Origin of the sequence: Streptomyces sp. NBC_01803 (genome assembly GCF_035917415.1) — a bacterium.
GTDB lineage: Bacteria > Actinomycetota > Actinomycetes > Streptomycetales > Streptomycetaceae > Streptomyces.
The window spans coordinates 3,689,639-3,707,317 of sequence record NZ_CP109073.1; the positions used below are offsets into that span (position 1 = coordinate 3,689,639).

The 17,679-nt window shown below is 71.9% G+C and carries 14 protein-coding genes; 11 read left to right on the forward strand and 3 right to left on the reverse strand.

Translation table 11 applies throughout. The features are described from left to right. From nuoF to nuoN, 9 genes are all read left to right on the forward strand, one after another. Positions 1 to 1,353, forward strand: coding sequence for an NADH-quinone oxidoreductase subunit NuoF (nuoF, locus tag OIE51_RS16740; RefSeq protein WP_326598513.1), 1,353 nt, complete (start codon positions 1 to 3; stop codon positions 1,351 to 1,353). After that, positions 1,350 to 3,842: an NADH-quinone oxidoreductase subunit G gene (locus tag OIE51_RS16745; RefSeq protein ID WP_326598514.1), complete on the forward strand. Its 2,493-nt coding sequence runs from the start codon at positions 1,350 to 1,352 to the stop codon at positions 3,840 to 3,842. The genes nuoF and OIE51_RS16745 overlap by 4 nt, the downstream gene beginning before the upstream one ends. Continuing rightward, positions 3,842 to 5,215, forward strand: coding sequence for an NADH-quinone oxidoreductase subunit NuoH (nuoH, locus tag OIE51_RS16750; RefSeq protein ID WP_326598516.1), 1,374 nt, complete (start codon positions 3,842 to 3,844; stop codon positions 5,213 to 5,215). The genes OIE51_RS16745 and nuoH overlap by 1 nt, the downstream gene beginning before the upstream one ends. Then, positions 5,208 to 5,837, forward strand: coding sequence for an NADH-quinone oxidoreductase subunit NuoI (gene nuoI / locus OIE51_RS16755; RefSeq protein ID WP_326598517.1), 630 nt, complete (start codon positions 5,208 to 5,210; stop codon positions 5,835 to 5,837). Before nuoH ends, nuoI begins: the two co-directional genes overlap by 8 nt. After that, positions 5,834 to 6,721, forward strand: a complete 888-nt coding sequence (locus OIE51_RS16760) for an NADH-quinone oxidoreductase subunit J (protein WP_326598518.1) — start codon at positions 5,834 to 5,836, stop codon at positions 6,719 to 6,721. The genes nuoI and OIE51_RS16760 overlap by 4 nt, the downstream gene beginning before the upstream one ends. Further along, the gene (gene nuoK, locus OIE51_RS16765; RefSeq protein WP_326598520.1) at positions 6,718 to 7,017 is read left to right on the forward strand and encodes an NADH-quinone oxidoreductase subunit NuoK; all 300 of its coding nucleotides are present in this window, start codon (positions 6,718 to 6,720) and stop codon (positions 7,015 to 7,017) included. The genes OIE51_RS16760 and nuoK overlap by 4 nt, the downstream gene beginning before the upstream one ends. A gap of 13 nt (positions 7,018 to 7,030) precedes the next feature. Then, positions 7,031 to 8,926 carry an NADH-quinone oxidoreductase subunit L gene (gene nuoL / locus OIE51_RS16770; RefSeq protein ID WP_326598521.1) on the forward strand — a complete coding sequence of 632 codons (1,896 nt, stop codon included), beginning with the start codon at positions 7,031 to 7,033 and terminating at the stop codon, positions 8,924 to 8,926. A gap of 10 nt (positions 8,927 to 8,936) precedes the next feature. Next, a complete protein-coding gene (locus OIE51_RS16775) occupies positions 8,937 to 10,565 on the forward strand; it encodes an NADH-quinone oxidoreductase subunit M (RefSeq protein WP_326598522.1) in 1,629 nt (542 codons plus the stop codon). Between the two features lie 112 nt (positions 10,566 to 10,677). Beyond that, complete coding sequence (gene nuoN, locus OIE51_RS16780; protein WP_326598523.1) at positions 10,678 to 12,285, forward strand: NADH-quinone oxidoreductase subunit NuoN; 1,608 nt, start codon at positions 10,678 to 10,680, stop codon at positions 12,283 to 12,285. 82 nt (positions 12,286 to 12,367) lie between these two features. On the opposite strand, the gene OIE51_RS16785 is transcribed toward nuoN, so the two are convergent. From OIE51_RS16785 to fahA, 3 genes are all read right to left on the reverse strand, one after another. Continuing rightward, entirely contained in the window at positions 12,368 to 12,991 is a 624-nt protein-coding gene (locus tag OIE51_RS16785) for a hypothetical protein (RefSeq protein ID WP_326598524.1), read from the reverse strand. A 334-nt stretch (positions 12,992 to 13,325) separates the two neighbouring features. Next, on the reverse strand, positions 13,326 to 13,907 hold the full coding sequence (locus OIE51_RS16790; RefSeq protein ID WP_326598525.1) for a hypothetical protein: 582 nt from the start codon (positions 13,905 to 13,907) through the stop codon (positions 13,326 to 13,328). A 298-nt stretch (positions 13,908 to 14,205) separates the two neighbouring features. Further along, positions 14,206 to 15,459, reverse strand: coding sequence for a fumarylacetoacetase (gene fahA, locus OIE51_RS16795; RefSeq protein WP_326598526.1), 1,254 nt, complete (start codon positions 15,457 to 15,459; stop codon positions 14,206 to 14,208). A 134-nt stretch (positions 15,460 to 15,593) separates the two neighbouring features. Between fahA and OIE51_RS16800 the strand changes: the two genes are divergently transcribed. Together OIE51_RS16800 and OIE51_RS16805 are read left to right on the forward strand one after the other, a co-directional pair. Next, the gene (locus OIE51_RS16800; protein ID WP_326598527.1) at positions 15,594 to 16,604 is read left to right on the forward strand and encodes a polyprenyl synthetase family protein; all 1,011 of its coding nucleotides are present in this window, start codon (positions 15,594 to 15,596) and stop codon (positions 16,602 to 16,604) included. Positions 16,605 to 16,791: 187 nt separating this feature from the next. Beyond that, positions 16,792 to 17,661, forward strand: coding sequence for a LolA family protein (locus OIE51_RS16805; RefSeq protein ID WP_326598528.1), 870 nt, complete (start codon positions 16,792 to 16,794; stop codon positions 17,659 to 17,661). Positions 17,662 to 17,679 lie beyond the last annotated feature (18 nt).

Genomic DNA, 17,679 nt, shown 5'->3' on the forward strand with positions numbered 1-17,679 from the left:
ATGTCCGAAGTGACCGAGATCGACCCGGAGAAGCTGCTCTCCCCGGTGCTGTCGGCGTTCTGGGACCAGCCCGGGTCCTGGACCCTCGACGTCTACCGTGCGCACGGCGGCTACCGGGGCATGGCCAAGGCGCTGGCGATGCCGCCGGACGACGTCATCGCCTATGTGAAGGAGGCCGGGCTGCGCGGGCGCGGCGGCGCCGGCTTCCCGACCGGCATGAAGTGGCAGTTCATCCCGCAGGGCGACGACAAGCCGCACTACCTCGTGGTCAACGCCGACGAGTCCGAGCCGGGCACCTGCAAGGACATCCCGCTGCTCTACGCCAACCCGCACGCCCTCATCGAGGGCATCGTGATCGCCTGTCACGCCATCCGCTCGAACCACGCCTTCATCTACCTGCGCGGTGAGGTCGTCCCCGTGCTGCGCCGGCTCCAGTCCGCCGTGGCCGAGGCATACGCCGCGGGCTACCTCGGCGAGGGCGCCCTCGGCGCCGGGGGCGGCCTGGACATCACCGTCCACGCCGGCGCCGGCGCGTACATCTGCGGCGAGGAAACGGCGCTGCTGGACTCGCTGGAGGGCCGGCGCGGCCAGCCCAGGCTCCGCCCGCCCTTCCCGGCCGTGGCGGGCCTGTACGCCTGCCCCACCGTGGTGAACAACGTGGAGTCCATCGCCTCGGTTCCCGCGATCATGGACCGGGGCAAGGAGTGGTTCCGCTCCATGGGCACCGAGAAGTCCCCCGGCTTCACGCTCTACTCGCTCTCCGGGCACGTGGTCCGCCCCGGCCAGTACGAGGCGCCGCTCGGCGTCACGCTCCGCGAACTGCTCCGGATGAGCGGCGGCATCCGGCCCGGCCACCGGCTGAAGTTCTGGACGCCGGGCGGCTCCTCGACGCCGATGTTCACCGAGGAGCACCTCGACGTCCCCCTCGACTACGAGGGCGTGGGCGCGGCCGGCTCCATGCTCGGCACCAAGGCGCTCCAGTGCTTCGACGAGACGGTCTGCGTGGTGCGGGCCGTCACCCGGTGGACCGAGTTCTACGCCCACGAGTCCTGCGGCAAGTGCACGCCCTGCCGCGAGGGCACCTACTGGCTGGTCCAGCTGCTGCGCGACATCGAGGCGGGCAAGGCGCTGCTCAGCGACATCGACAAGATCGCGGACATCGCCGACAACATCAACGGCAAGTCCTTCTGCGCCCTGGGCGACGGCGCCGCCGCGCCCATCTTCTCCTCGCTGAAGCACTTCCGCGACGAGTACGAGCGGCACATCACCGGGGGCGGCTGTCCCTTCGACCCGGCCCGGTCCACCGCCTGGGCGGACCAGGGCCAGCAAGCACACCAGGAGGTGAGCACGTGACGGTCACCACCGACGCCGAGACCGCCGCCAAGCAGGAGGACCTCGTCACGCTGACGATCGACGGCATCGAGATCTCCGTGCCCAAGGGCACCCTGGTGATCCGCGCCGCCGAGCGGCTGGGCATCGAGATCCCCCGCTTCTGCGACCACCCCCTGCTGGACCCGGTGGGCGCCTGCCGCCAGTGCATCGTGGAGGTCGAGGGCCAGCGCAAGCCGATGGCCTCCTGCACCATCACCTGCACCGACGGCATGGTCGTCAAGACGCAGCTCACCTCGCCCGTCGCCGAGAAGTCGCAGCGCGGCGTGATGGAGCTGCTGCTGATCAACCACCCGCTGGACTGTCCGGTCTGCGACAAGGGCGGCGAGTGCCCGCTGCAGAACCAGGCGATGACGGCGGGCGCCCCGGAGACCCGGTTCGACGGCGTCAAGCGGACCTACGAGAAGCCGGTGCCGATCTCCACCCAGGTGCTGCTCGACCGCGAGCGGTGCGTGCTGTGCGCGCGCTGCACCCGGTTCTCCCAGCAGATCGCGGGTGACCCGATGATCGAGCTGCTCGACCGGGGCGCGCTCCAGCAGGTCGGGACCGGCGAGGGCGACCCGTTCCAGTCGTACTTCTCGGGCAACACCATCCAGATCTGCCCGGTCGGCGCGCTGACCTCCGCCGCCTACCGCTTCCGCTCCCGCCCCTTCGATCTGGTCTCCTCGCCCAGCGTCTGCGAGCACTGCGCGGGCGGCTGCGCCACCCGCACCGACCACCGGCGCGGCAAGGTGATGCGGCGGCTGGCGGCCGAGGATCCCGAGGTCAACGAGGAGTGGATCTGCGACAAGGGCCGCTTCGCGTTCCGCTACGCCCAGCAGCCGGACCGGCTGACCGGGCCGCTGGTGCGCAACGCCGCGACCGGTGAGCTGGAGCCCGCGAGCTGGCCGGAGGCGCTGCGCGCCGCCGCCGCCGGGCTGACCGCGGCCCGGGCCGGCGGCGCGGCCGTGCTGACCGGTGGCCGGCTCACCGTCGAGGACGCTTACGCCTACGCCAAGTTCGCCCGGGTCGCGCTCGCCACCAACGACATCGACTTCCGGGCCAGGGCACACAGCGCCGAGGAGGCCGCGTTCCTCGCCTCCCGGGTCGCCGGGCGCGGCCTGGCGCTGGCCGGGGAAGGGGTGACCTACCGGGCGCTGGAGGCCGCGCCCGCCGTGGTGCTGGCCGGCTTCGAGTCCGAGGAGGAGGCGCCCGGCGTCTTCCTGCGGCTGCGTAAGGCCAACCGCAAGCACGGCCAGCGGATCTTCGCCATCGCCACCCACGTCACCCGCGGCCTGGCCAAGACCGGCGGCACGCTGCTGCCCGCCGCCCCCGGCACCGAGCCCGCCTGGCTGAACGCGCTGGCCGACGGCGACGCTCCGGACGAGCGCGGGCGGCGGGCCGCCGAGGCGCTGCGCGCCCCCGGCACGGTGCTGATCGTCGGGGAGCGGCTCGCCACCGTGCCCGGCGCCTTCACCGCGGCGGTCGCCGCCGCCGCGGCCACCGGCGCCCAGCTGCTGTGGATTCCGCGCCGGGCCGGTGAGCGCGGCGCGATCGAGGTCGGCGCCCTGCCCGGCCTGCTGCCCGGCGGACGTCCCGAGTCCTCCGGCCGCGCCCGTCAGGAGGTGGCCGTCGCCTGGGGCGTCGCGTCCCTGCCCGACCGGCCGGGCCGGGACACCGGCCAGATCGTGGAGGCCGCGGCGGACGGCGGCATCCGCGCCCTGGTGGTGGCCGGCGTCGAGGTGGCCGACCTGCCCGACCCGGCCCGCGCCCGCGCCGCGCTGGACGCGGTGGCGAGCGACGGCTTCCTGGTCAGCCTCGAACTGCGGCCGACCGAGGTCACCGAGCGGGCTCACGTGGTGCTGCCGGTGGCCGCCGTGGTCGAGAAGGGCGGCACGTTCCTCAACTGGGAGGGCCGCGCCCGGCCGTTCTCGCCCGCCATCCAGCCCGCCCAGATGACGCGCCGGCTGGTGCAGAGCGACGCCCGCGCGCTGCACATGCTCGCCGACGCCATGGACGTCCACCTCGGCCTGCCGGACCTGCGCACCATCAGGCAGGAGCTGGACGGACTGGCCGACTGGCGCGGCGACCTGCCGCTCGGCCCGACCACGACGCCCACCGAGCTGCCCGCGCCCGGACCGGGCGAGGCCGTGCTCGCCGGGCACCGGCTGCTGCTCGACCAGGGCGTGCTCCAGGTCGGCGACGACGCGCTGGCCGGCACCCGGCACGCCGCGGTCGCCCGGCTCTCCCCCGCCACCGCCCGCGAGGCGGGCGTCGAGGACGGCGGCGCGCTGACCGTCACCGGGCCCGCCGGGAGCGTCACGCTGCCGCTCGCGGTGACCGGGGAGATGCCCGACCGCGTGGTCTGGATCCCGCTCAACTCCACGGGGTCCGGCGCCCACGAGGACCTGGGCACCGGTCCGGGACACGTCGTCCGCATCGCCAACGAGGCCACCGAGGAGGTGAGCGCGTGATGATCCTGGCGCAGGAGCCGGACCTGTCGATGTTCGGCGACGACCCGTTCTGGCTGGTCCTGATCAAAGCGGTCTTCTGCTTCGCGTTCCTGATGGGCTGCGTGCTCATCAGCATCGTCATGGAGCGCAAGGTGCTCGGCTGGATGCAGCTGCGCATCGGCCCCAACCGGCACGGCCCCTGGGGCATGCTCCAGTCGCTCGCCGACGGCGTGAAGCTGATGCTCAAGGAGGACATCACCGTCCGGGGCGCCGACAAGGCGCTGTACATCCTGGCGCCGATCCTCGCCGCCGTGCCCGCGTTCATGGCGATCGCGGTGATCCCGTTCGGCCCGGCCGACCACCCGGTCAGCGTCTTCGGCACCCGGACCGTGCTCCAGCTCACCGACCTCCCGGTCGCGCTGCTGTACGTGCTGGCCACCGCGGCGATCGCCGTCTACGGCACGGTCCTCGCCGGCTGGTCGTCCAACTCGACCTACCCGCTGCTGGGCGGCGTGCGGGCCACGGCGCAGATCATCTCCTACGAGGTCGCGATGGGTCTGTCCTTCGCGGCGGTCTTCCTCTACTCCGGCTCGATGTCCACCTCGGCCATCGTGGACGCGCAGGACGACCGGTGGTTCGTGATCCTGCTGCCGGTCTCGTTCCTCATCTACATGATCGCGATGGTCGGCGAGGCCCACCGGCCGCCGTTCGACATGCCGGAGTCCGAGGGCGACCTCGTCGGCGGGTATCTCACGGAGTACTCGTCGATCAAGTTCGCCTTCTTCATGCTCTCCGAGTACATCCACACCGTCACGGTCTCCGCCCTGATGGTCACCCTCTTCCTCGGCGGCTGGCGGGCCCCGGCGCCGCTGAGCTTCTGGGAGAGCGCCAACACCGGCTGGTGGCCGCTGCTCTGGTTCACCGCCAAGCTCGTCTGCGTCATCTTCTTCTTCGTCTGGATCCGCGGCGCGCTGCCCCGCGTGCGCTACGACCAGTTCATGGTGCTGGGCTGGAAGGTCCTCATCCCCATCGCCCTGGTCTGGCTGATGCTCGTCGCCACCGTCCGGGCGATGCAGAACGAGGACTACGAGTTCCGCGACATCGTGATGTGGGTGGCCGGCGGCGTGCTGCTCCTTCTCCTGCTCTCCTTCGTCGTGGACTTCTTCCGCGACCGCGCCGACCAGCGGCGCGAGGAGGCCGAGGCCGGCCGCCCGGAGGAGCCGTTCGACCCGATGGCCGGCGGCTATCCCGTGCCGCCGCTGCCGGGCCAGACCCTGCCGCCCGTGCCCCGCCGTCCCTCGCGGGCCGAGAAGGCCAAGGCGGCCGTCGCCGCCGACCCCCCCGGAGACACCGCCGGAAGCACCGAACCAGGAAGGGAGGGCGACGATGCCTGAGATCCACAATCCCGTGGGCGGCTTCGGCGTGACCTTCAAGGCCATGTTCAAGAAGCGGCTCACCGAGCAGTACCCGGAGGAGAAGAAGCCGACCGCGCCTCGCTTCCACGGTCGCCACCAGCTCAACCGGCACCCGGACGGCCTGGAGAAGTGCATCGGCTGCGAGCTGTGCGCCTGGGCGTGTCCGGCGGACGCCATCTACGTGGAGGGCGCGGACAACACCGAGGAGGAGCGGTACTCCCCGGGCGAGCGCTACGGCCGCGTCTACCAGATCAACTATCTGCGCTGCATCCTGTGCGGCCTGTGCGTGGAGGCGTGCCCCACCCGCGCGCTCACCATGACCAACGACTACGAGCTCGCCGACCGGACCCGCGCCTCCCTCATCTACACCAAGGAAGAGCTGTTGGCCGGCCTGGAGGACACCATGGTCGCCCCGCCGCACGCCATGTACCCCGGCACCGACGAGCAGGCGTACTACCGGGGCGAGGTGCGCGGCGCGGCCCCCGGCACCGTCCGGCAGCCCGTCACCGGCGAGCAGCTCGCCGAGGACGACGCCGTGGCCGCCGCCACCCGGCTGCACGACCCGGCCACCGACCGCGGCTCCTCGGAGGTGGAGGCATGAGCGCCCTCGCCACCGCCCTCGCGGCGGAGACATCCACCTCGACCGGCGAGGCCGTGCAGTTCTGGCTGCTGGGCCCGCTGGCCGTGGCGGGCGGGCTCGGCACCGTGCTGATGCGCCGCGCGGTGCACTCGGCGCTCTGCCTGGCCGGCACGATGGTGATCCTGGCGACGTTCTACCTCGCCAACGGCGCCTACTTCCTCGGCATGGTGCAGATCGTCGTCTACACCGGCGCGGTCATGATGCTGTTCCTCTTCGTCCTGATGCTCGTCGGCGTCAGCAGCGCCGACTCGCTCAAGGAGACCCTGAAGGGGCAGCGCTGGCTGGCCGCCGGCTGCGGGCTCGGGCTCGGCATCCTGCTGATCGCCGGCATCGGCCAGGCGTCCGTCGGCTCCTTCACCGGCCTGTCCCGCGCCAACGCCGACGGCAACGTCCAGGGCCTGGCCTCGCTCCTCTTCACCCGCTACGTGGTGGCGTTCGAGGTGACCGGCGTCCTGCTGACCATCGCCGCCGTCGGCGCCACGCTGCTGACGCATCGTGAGCGGATCGAGCGGACCAAGAGCCAACGCGAGCAGGCCGAGGAGCGCGTGCGCGGCGACCACCTGCCGCCGCTGCCCGCGCCCGGCGTCTACGCCCGGCACAACGCGGTCGACCTCCCCGGCCTGCTGCCCGACGGCACCGCCGCCGAGCTGACCATGAACGAGACGCTGCGCGGCCGGGGCCAGATCCGCGAGGTGCAGCGGCAGTCGGTGGCCGATGTGGCGGCGCTGGAGAACCGCGCCGCCCGCTATCACGGGCAGGCGTACCTGCCCGCCCCCAAGGCCCCGGCCATCGAGAGCACGGACGGTTCCGACACCGCCGAGGACGCCGAGGAGGTCCGCCAGTGAACCCGGAGAACTACCTCTTCCTGGCCGCCCTGCTGTTCACGCTCGGCGCCAGCGGAGTCCTGCTGCGGCGCAACGCGATCGTGGTGTTCATGTGCGTGGAGCTGATGCTCAACGCCGCCAACCTCTCGCTGGTCACCTTCTCCCGCATGCACGGCAACCTCGACGGCCAGATCATGGCCTTCTTCGTCATGGTCGTGGCCGCCGCCGAGGTCGTGGTGGGGCTGGCCGTCATCGTCACCGTCTACCGTTCCCGCCACTCGGCCTCGGTCGACGACGCCAGCCTGATGAAGCTCTAAAGGGGTCAGAACAGTGGAGTCATTGATCGGACTGCTGGTCGGCGCGCCACTTCTCGGCGCCGCCGTGCTCCTGGTGGGCGGGCGGCGCCTGGACCGCGTGGGCCACTGGCTGGCCACCGCGCTGGCCGCGACGTCGTTCGCCCTCGCCGCGGTGCTCTTCCTCGACCTGCTGGGCAAGGAGGGCGAGGAGCGCACGCTCCACGAGCACCTGTTCAGCTGGGTGCCGGTCGCCGACTTCCGGGCGGACGTGGCGTTCCAGCTCGACCAGCTCTCGATGACCTTCGTGCTGCTGATCACGAGCGTGGGCACGCTGATCCACCTCTACTCGGTCGGCTACATGGCGCACGACGAGCGGCGGCGGCGCTTCTTCGCCTATCTGAACCTCTTCCTCGGGGCGATGCTGCTGCTCGTCCTCGCCGACAACTACCTGCTGCTGTACGTCGGCTGGGAGGGCGTGGGCCTCGCCTCGTTCCTGTTGATCGGCTTCTGGCAGCACAAGCCGAGCGCGGCGACGGCGGCGAAGAAGGCGTTCATCGTCAACCGGGTCGGCGACGTCGGTCTGTCGATCGCGATCCTGCTGATGTTCACGACGTTCGGCACGTTCGCCTTCGAGCCGGTGCTCGGTGGCGCGACGGAGGCGAGCGAGGCCACGCTGACCGGCATCGGGCTGATGCTGCTGCTGGCCGCCTGCGGCAAGTCGGCGCAGGTGCCGCTCCAGTCCTGGCTCGGTGACGCGATGGAGGGCCCGACCCCCGTCTCGGCGCTGATCCACGCGGCGACGATGGTGACCGCGGGCGTGTACCTGGTGACCCGCTCCGGCGCGATCTTCAACGCCGCGCCGGACGCGCAGACCGTCGTGGTCACGGTCGGCGCGGTGACGCTGCTGTTCGGCGCGATCGTCGGGTGCGCGAAGGACGACATCAAGAAGGCCCTGGCCGGGTCCACGATGTCGCAGATCGGCTACATGATGCTGGCCGCCGGCCTCGGTCCGCTCGGCTACGTCTTCGCGATCATGCACCTGGTCACGCACGGCTTCTTCAAGGCCGGGCTCTTCCTCGGCGCCGGCTCGGTCATGCACGCCATGAACGACGAGGTGGACATGCGGCGTTACGGCGCGTTGCGCAAGCACATGCCGGTCACCTTCGCCACGTTCGGCCTCGCCTATCTGGCCATCATCGGCTTCCCGTACCTGTCCGGCTTCTTCTCCAAGGACGAGATCATCTACGCCGGGTTCGCCAAGGGCGGCACCGAGGGCTGGATCCTCGGCGGCGTGATGCTGCTGGGCGCGGCGCTGACCGCGTACTACATGACGCGGATCATGCTGATGACGTTCTTCGGCGAGAAGCGGTGGCAGCCGGACGCGAACGGGCACGAGCCGCACCCGCACGAGGCGCCGCTCACCATGACGGTCCCGATGATCCTGCTGGCCTTCGGCTCGGTCTTCGCCGGCTTCCTGTTCGACTCGGGCGAGGCGTTCGTCCACTGGCTGGAGCCGGTCACCGGGCTGGCGCACGGCGACTCGCCCGTCAGCCACGGCACGGTCGGGCTGGCCGCGACCGCCGTGATGGTGGCGGGCGTGGCCGGGGCCTGGTTCCAGTACGGCCGCCGGCCGGTGCCGGTGGTCGCGCCGGCGGGCCGGCTGGCCACCCGTGCGGCCCGGCGCGACCTGCTCCAGGACGACTTCAACCACGCCGCGTTCGTCACTCCGGGCAACTACCTCACCCGCGGTCTGGTCTACCTCGACCACAAGCTGGTCGACGGTCTGGTCAACGGCACGGCCGCCTCGTTCGGCGGGCTGTCCGGGCGGCTGCGGCGGGTCCAGAACGGATTCGCCCGGTCGTACGCGGTCTCCATGTTCGGGGGAGCGGCAGTGCTCATCGCCGCGACCCTGCTGATGAGGGCGGTCTGAGAGGTCTCCTATGTCATTTCCCCTGCTCACGGCCACGGCTCTCACCCCGGCCCTCGGCGCGGTCGTCACCGCCGCCGTGCCCGCCGCGCGGCGCACCGCCGCCAAGTGGCTCGCCCTGCTGTTCTCGCTGGCGACGGTCGGCATGGCCGTCGCGGTGCTGCTGCGCTTCGACACCGACGCGGGCGCCGACCGCTTCCAGCTCACCGAGTCCCGGTCCTGGATCGAGGACTTCGGGGTCCGCTACGAGCTGGGCGTGGACGGCATCGGCGCGGTGCTGATCGCGCTGACCGCGGTGCTGGTCCCGTTCCTCATCGGCGCCGGCTGGAACGACGCCGACGAGGCCGAGGGCGAGGCGTCGGTGACCCGGCGGTGGCGGCCCACCCAGGGCTTCTTCGCGCTGATGCTCATGGTCGAGGCGATGGTCATCATGTCCTTCGCCGCCACCGACATCTTCCTCTTCTACATCTTCTTCGAAGCCATGCTCATCCCGATGTACTTCCTCATCGGCGGCTTCGGGGACCGGGCCGGCGGGCTGGACGAGGAGGGGCAGTCGCGCCAGCGGTCGTACGCGGCCGTCAAGTTCCTCCTCTACAACCTGGCCGGCGGGCTGATCATGCTCGCCGCGGTGATCGGGCTGTACGTGGCGACCGCCGATCAGATGGAGGTGGGGACCTTCTCCCTCCAGGAGATCCTCCAGGCCCGCGCCTCCGGCGAGCTGGATCTGGCGACCAGCACCGAACGGTGGCTGTTCCTGGGCTTCTTCGTCGCCTTCGCCATCAAGGCGCCGCTGTGGCCGCTGCACACCTGGCTGCCCAACGCCATGGGCGAGGCCACGGCACCGGTCGCCGTGCTGATCACCGCCGTCGTGGACAAGGTCGGCACTTTCGCGATGCTCCGCTTCTGCCTCGGGCTCTTCCCCGAGGCCAGTGACTGGGCCACCCCGGTCGTGCTCGTGCTGGCGCTGATCAGCATCATCTACGGCGCGCTGCTGGCGCTGGGTCAGCGGGACATGAAGCGGCTGATCGCCTACGCGTCCGTCAGCCACTTCGGGTTCATCGTGCTGGGTGTCTTCGCGATGACCAGCCAGGGGCAGGGCGGCGCCACGCTCTACATGATCAACCACGGCATCGCCACGGCCGCGCTGATGCTGGTCGCCGGGTTCCTGATCTCCCGGCGCGGCTCGCGGCTCATCGCCGACTACGGCGGCGTGCAGAAGACGGCGCCGGTGCTGGCCGGGACGTTCCTCATCGGCGGGCTGGCCACGCTGTCGCTGCCCGGCACGGGGCCCTTCATCAGTGAATTCCTGGTCCTGGTGGGCACGTTCAGCCGGCACCAGACGGTCGGCATCATCGCCTGCGCCGGGATAGTGCTGGCGGCGCTGTACGTGCTGGTGCTCTACCAGCGCACCATGACGGGCCCCGTGAAGGCGGGCCTGGAGAAGCTGCCGGACCTGCGGGCGCGGGAGCTGGCGGTGGTCGCCCCGCTGATCGGGCTGCTGATCTTCCTCGGCGTCTACCCGAAGCCGCTCACCGACATCGTCAACCCGGCGGTCGAGCACACCTTGTCCGACGTGGACCAGACCGATCCGGGACCACAGCACACCATCGCTGAGAACGCTGAAGTGGAGGCCACGCGGTGAACGACGAGCGCGCGGCCGCCGGGCCGCGGACATCGACGACGGCCGCGCCGAGCCGCGCGACCGACAGTGTCATGAGCCGCTGCCGCGGCGGGGCGAACGTGGGAGGCACAGCATGAACCCGGGCGAGCTTGAGGCTCCGGACATCGAGTGGATCGCGCTCTCGCCGAGCCTGATCGTGTTCGGCGCCGCTGTCATCGGTGTGCTGATCGAGGCGTTCGCGCCGCGCCGCGCCCGTTACCCCGCCGAGGTGATCACCGCCGCGGTGGCGCTGGCCGGGGCGTTCGCCGCCGTGGTCGGGCTCGCCGCCGACGGCCGGGCGACCAGCGAGGCGCAGATCGCGGGCATGGGCGCGCTGGCGGTGGACGGGCCGGCGCTGTTCCTCCAGGGGATCATCCTGCTGGTCGGCCTGGCCTCGGTGTTCCTCTTCGCCGAGCGCCGGCTGGAGCCGACCGCGCACGGCAGGCCGGTGGACTCCTTCGTCGCCCAGCCGGCGGCGGTGCCGGGCGGTCAGGCCGAGCGGGAGGCGGTCAAGGCCGGTCACACCACGACCGAGATCTTCCCGCTGCTGCTGTTCGCCATCGGCGGGATGCTGCTCTTCCCCATGGCCAACGACCTGCTGATCCTCTTCATCTCGCTGGAGATCCTGTCGCTGCCGCTCTACCTGCTGTGCGCGCTGGCCCGCCGCCGGCGGCTGCTGTCGCAGGAGGCGGCCGTCAAGTACTTCCTGCTGGGGGCCTTCGCCTCGGCGTTCCTGCTGTTCGGCATCACCATGCTGTACGGCTACGCGGGCACCCTGTCGTACGCGGGCATCGCGGACGTCGTCAGCGGCCGGCCCGCCGAGATGGACCCGGGGCTGGCCTCCACGATGGGCAACGACGCGCTGCTGCTCATCGGCGGGGCCATGGTGATGATGGGACTGCTGTTCAAGGTGGGCGCGGTGCCGTTCCACATGTGGACCCCGGACGTGTACCAGGGCGCCCCGACGCCGGTCACCGGGTTCATGGCCGCCGCCACCAAGGTCGCCGCCTTCGGCGCGCTGCTGCGGCTGCTGTACGTGGTGCTGCCGGGCCTGCGGTGGGACTGGGAGCCGGTGATGTGGGGCGTGGCGATCGCCTCCATGGTGGTCGGCGCGGTCATCGCCATCACGCAGACCGACGTCAAGCGGCTGCTGGCGTACTCCTCGATCGCGCACGCCGGGTTCATCCTGTCCGGCGTGGTGGCGGTGAGCGAGGAGGGGGTGTCGTCGGTGCTGTTCTACCTGGCGTCGTACTCGTTCGTGACGCTCGGCGCGTTCGCCGTGGTGACGCTGGTCCGGGATGCCGGGGGCGAGGCCACGCACCTGTCCAAGTGGGCGGGACTCGGCCGCCGTTCGCCGCTGCTGGCGGCGGTCTTCGCGCTGTTCCTGCTGGCGTTCGCCGGCATCCCGCTCACCTCGGGCTTCGCCGGGAAGTTCGCGGTGTTCCGGGCGGCGGCCGACGCGGGGGCGATGGGCCTGGTCATCGTCGGCGTGCTGGCCTCGGCCATCGCCGCGTTCTTCTACATCCGGGTGATCGTGCTGATGTTCTTCAGCGAGCCGAAGGCTGACGGGCCCTCCGTGGTCATCCCCAGCCCGCTGACGATGTCGGTGGTCGGGCTCGCGGCGGCGGTGACGGTCGTGCTGGGCGTCGCGCCGCAGTACTTCCTCGATCTGGCGAGCGACGCCGGGGTGTTCGTCCGCTGAGGCCGTGAGGCCGTGAGGCCCCGAGCCGCCGAAGTGACGGTGGCCCGGACCCCCCGGGGGTCCGGGCCACCGTCGTGCCCGCTCAGTACACGGATTCGTAGACCTCGGTGGTGCCGGAGGCCCAGGTGACGGTGAGAACGCTGCCGCTCAGGCTCAGCGTGGCCTGGGTGTCGGGCCACAGGGCGCTGCCGAACTGGTTGCACTCGACCGTGATGCCGGTGCCGACGAGGGAGCCGTAGCAGACGTCGCCCTCGGCGCCGCTGTCCTCGACGTAGGTCACGGAGCCGGAGGAGAACATCAGGGAGCTGTCTTCCGAGGCGGAGCCCTCCAGCCACATGCCTTCGAGCTGCTCCGCGGTGGGAGCGGAGCCGCCGCCCGAGCCACCGCCGCCGCCCGAGTCGCCGCCGATGGCGCCGGCCCCGCTGTCTCCGCCGCCTCCGCTGGCCCCGCCGGCGGCGCCGGCGATGCTCCCGCCGTCGGCGCCCGGGATGTTGCCGCTTTCTCCGCCGTCGGCGCCGCTGTCCCCGCCCGGGACGTTTCCGCCGTCGGCGCCCGGGATGTTGCCGTTGTCCCCGCCGCCCTCTTCCAGGCCGGCGTTGCCGTCCGGCGCGAACGGGTTGCCCTCGCTGTCGTCGTCGCCACAGCCGCTGAGCAGAAGCGTCGCCGCCACGATCGCGGGCAGGGCGAGCCGTATGGGCCTGCGCATGGGTGGTGTCCCCTCGTTTTTTAGCATGGTCACGGCAGGTTACCGTCGCGTCGGGCCGGGTAGACCAGAGCGTTACAGGCTCATGGCAATCGCCGCCGAGCTGATACGTGTGTCGTCACCTGGCCGAATACCGTGACCCTCGCCCTCGGTGGCGCCCCCGCGACCGTCCGCCGCCGTCCGGAATCGCACAGGGCCTCCCCTTCCGTGGAGCATGGTGCCGTCACCTGTGAGAGAGCTGGGACACGGGTCGTCGATGATGTGACGGTGGTCCGGACCCCGCGCGGGGTCCGGACCACCGTCGTGCCTCCTGCGATGTGCTCGTGCCGGGCCCGGCTCAGTAGCCGAGGTCCTCCAGCTCCTGCTCCAGGTCCCCCAGATCGCCGAGGTCACCCATGTCGCCGATCGACTCGTAGGACTCGGTCGTGCCGGAGGCCCAGACGACGTTGAGCGTGCCGCCGTCCAGGGTCAGCGTGGCCTCGGTGTCCGGCCAGGTGCTGGTGCCCATCTGGCTGCACTCGACGGTGAAGCCGCCGCCGCTCAGCTCGCCGTAGCAGACGTCGCCCTCGGCGCCGCTGTCCTCGATGTAGGTGACGGAGCCGGAGGAGAACATCAGGGAGCTGTCGGCCTCCTCGTAGCCCTCCAGCCACATGCCCTCAAGGTCCTCCGCGCTGGGGGCCGCGCCCGCCTGGCCGCCGCTGTCCCCGCCGCTGTCGCCCCCGGTGTCACCGGTCTGCTCGCCGTCCGAGCCCGAGGAGGTCTCCTCGCCGCCGGTGTCCCCGCCCTGCTCCTGCTCCTGGCCGCCGTCGCCCCCCGGGGAGAGCGGGCTGCCGCCGTCGCTGTCGTCGTCGCCACAGCCGCTGAGCAGAAGCGTCGCAGCCGCAACCGCGGGCAGGGCGAGCCGTATGGACCTACGCATGGATGTCCCCTCGATTTTGAACGTGGTCACGGCAGGTTACAGGGCTGTCGACCGCGTGGATCAGAGTGTTACATGTCTATGGCAAAAGCCGCTGAGCTGATACGTGTCTCGTCACCTGGCCGGATACCGGGACATGCGGCCCGGTGCCCGGGCCCCGCCACGAGGGGGCCGGGGGCGCGCGCGGGGCCTCGCTTTCCGCAGAGTAAGGTGCCGTCCCCATAAGGGACTTGACAAACCCGTGGCCGGACGGACGCGCAGCGTCACCGCGAACGTTCGCGCACGTCACGTCGTCGGCCGCTCACCCCGCCGAGGCCGGTGCCACCCTTCCCGTGACCTCACCGAGACCGATACGCGAGCCGGCCGTGGGGCCGGGCGCCCAGGCGGAGATCGTCACCTCGTCGCCGTCCTCCAGGAACGTGCGCGCGCCACCGTCCGGCAGCGCCAGCGGATCGCGACCGCCCCACGTCAGCTCCAGCAGCGAGCCGCGCTGGCCCGGCTCGGGGCCGCTGACCGTGCCCGAGGCGAACAGGTCGCCGGTGCGCAGGCTCGCGCCGTTCACCGTCATATGGGCGAGCTGCTGGGCGGCTGTCCAGTACATGGTGGCGAACGGCGGCTCGGAGACCGGGTGTCCGTTCAGCCGCACGGTCAGCCGCAGGTCGAGGCCGCCCGGCTCCAGGCCGCCGTCGTCCAGGTAGGGCAGCAGCGGGCGGTCCCGCTCGGGCGGCGCCACGCGGGCCGCGTCGAGGGCGTCGAGCGGGGTGATCCAGGGGGAGACGGAAGTGGCGAAAGACTTGCCGAGGAAGGGGCCGAGCGGTACGTACTCCCATGCCTGGATGTCGCGCGCGGACCAGTCGTTGAGGAGGCAGACCCCGAAGACGTGGTCGCGGAAGGCGGTTTGCGGCACGGCCCGGCCCATCGGCGACGGCGTGCCGACGACGAAGCCGACCTCCGCCTCGATGTCCAGCCGCCGGGTGGGCCCGAAGGCGGGCGCGTCGGTGCCCACCGAGGGACGGCCCTGCCCGCACGGGCGGACGACGGGGGTGCCGGAGACCACGACCGTGCCCGCCCGGCCGTGGTAACCGATCGGAAGGTGCTTCCAGTTGGGCGTCAGCGCCGCGCCGTCCGGGCGGAAGATGCGGCCCACGTTGGTCGCGTGGTGCTCGCTGGCGTAGAAGTCGACGTAGTCGGCCACCTCGAACGGCAGGTGGAGCTCGACCGCGTCGAGGGGCAGCAGCAGCGGCTCCACGCGCGCCCGGTGGGCGGGGGAGCCGAGCCAGTCGCGCAACTCGGCGCGCACGGCCCGCCAGACCGGACGTCCGGCCGCGAGCAACGGATGGAGCGAGGGGGCCGCGAGCAGGCCGGCGTGCGGGGAGCGGAACGCGCGGGCGGCGGCGGCCACGTCCAGCACACGGTCCCCGAACCGGACGCCGATCCGGCGCCCGCCGGGACCGTCGGGACCGTCGGGACCGCCGGATTCGCCGGCCGCGCCGAACAGGCCGTAAGGGAGGTTGTCGACACCGAACAGGCCGGGCTCTGGCGTGGGGTCTGGCATGGCCACACCCTAGACCGGGTCCGGAATCGGTCCGTCGCGGTCGTCGTCTTCCGCAGGCGTGGCCGCCTGGGAGGCGCCCCCTCCGACCGGTTACGCTGCCGGAGACAACTCACCGGACACAGGGGAGAACGCTCGTGATCGTCGTGGGTCCTTTCGGGGTGAGCGTGCGGGACGAGCCCCTGAACGCCGAGCTTCAGGCGGGTCTGGCGGCTGTCGAGGCGAGGCTGTTCGAGGCCACCAAGAGCGACGTCCCCTTCATCACGGAGACCGCGCAGCACCTGGTGCGCGCGGGCGGGAAGCGGTTCCGGCCGCTGCTGCTGCTGCTGGCTGCCCAGTTCGGCGATCCGCACGCGCCCGGTGTGGTCCCGGCGGCCGTGGTGGTGGAGCTGACGCACCTGGCCACGCTGTACCACGACGACATCATGGACGAGGCCGACATGCGGCGGGGCGTGCAGAGTGCCAACGCCCGCTGGAACAACTCGGTGGCGGTGCTGACCGGGGACTTCCTCTTCTCCCGCGCCTCGACCATAGCGGCCGATCTGGGGACGGACGCGGTGCGCATCCAGGCGGAGGCGTTCCAGCGCCTGGTGACCGGTCAGATCCAGGAGACCGCCGGGCCGCGCGCGGGGGAGGACCCGATAGCGCACTACCTGGAGGTCATCGAGGGCAAGACGGCCTCGCTGATCTCGGTGGCTGGGCGGCTGGGCGCGCTCATGTCGGGCGCGCCCGAGTCCGTCATGAACGTCATGGCGCTGTACGGGGAGCGGATCGGGACCGCGTTCCAGCTCGCCGACGACGTGCTGGACATCGCCAGCGACGGCCAGGAGTCGGGGAAGACGCCGGGGACCGACCTGCGCGAGGGTGTCGCCACGCTGCCGGTGCTGCGGCTGCGGGAGATGGCCGCCCAGGGCGGCTCGCCGGAGGACCGCGAGCTGTGCGAGCTGCTGGACGGCGATCTGACGGATGACGCGCGTCACGCGGAGGCGCTGGCCCGGCTGCGCGCCCATCCGGCGCTCGGTGTCGCCAAGAGCGACGCGTGGTCGTACGCGCGGCTGGCCCGGCAGACGCTCGACCCGCTGCCCGACGTGCCGGCCAAGGCGGCACTCGCCCACCTGTGCGACGTGGTGGCGGACCGCACGGTGTAGCCGCGGCCGGCCCGTTTCCCGGTGCGAACCCCGGCGGGGTAGGGGCAGACCCTTACGGGACGGGGCGGCGTGCGGGGGGCCGCGGTCATCCCCTGGTCGTACGCGGATTGCCAACTCTCGGCGGATGCCGGACTCGCCCCGGCCTGGTGCAATTGGTTGTGCCGAGCGGCGAGTGGAGGGGCATCTGATGGCTTGGAACAGTGCGGTGCGACGGGCGGCCGTCCCGGTCGCGGTGGTGGCCGGGATCGCGGCGGTCGGGGCGGGCCTGTGGCCCGCGATCGCCAGTGACAGCGGCCCCGAGCTGCCGGACGTCACGGCGGAGGAGCTGCTGGCGCGGGTCGCGGAGTCGGAGACGGCCCAGCTCTCGGGCACGGTCGAGGTGGACGCCGATCTGGGCATCCCGGACCTGGGCGGGATGCTGGGCGGCGTGCTGAGCGGGATAGAGGGCCCGGCGGGCCGGCTCGCTGAGCTGGCCGCCGGGGAGAGCACGCTGCGGGTCGCGGTGGACGGCCCGGAGCTTCAGCGGCTGGCGGTGGTCAGCGGCTCCGAGGAGTTCGCCGTGATTCACAACGGCGACGAGCTCTGGGCGTATGACTCCGACAGCAACACGGTCCTGCGCACCGAGGTGCCGGAGGGCTTCGAGGCGGAGGAGCGGGACCCGGCCCAGTGGCTCGGCGGGCTCACGCCGCAGGAGGCCGCCCAGCGGTTCCTGGAGGCGGCGGGCGAGCACGCCGACATATCGGTGGACGGCACGGCCCGGGTCGCGGGCCGCAGCGCGTATCAGCTGCTGGTCGAGCCGAAGGACGCGGCGCGGACGGAGGTGGAGTCGGCCCGGATCTCCATCGACGCCGAGACGGGCGTCCCGCTGGCCCTGACGGCTCAGGCCGACGGGGGCCGGTCGCTGGACGTGGCGTTCTCCCAGATCGACTACGCCAAGCCGGCCGGCGGGGTCTTCGACTTCACGCCGCCCGGCGACGCGGAGGTCCTGGAGGTCGACCCGGAGGACCCCTTCGCGGGCATCCTCCCGGACCTCCTGCCGGACGACCTCGCCAGGTAAGCCATCCCGGGGGTGGGA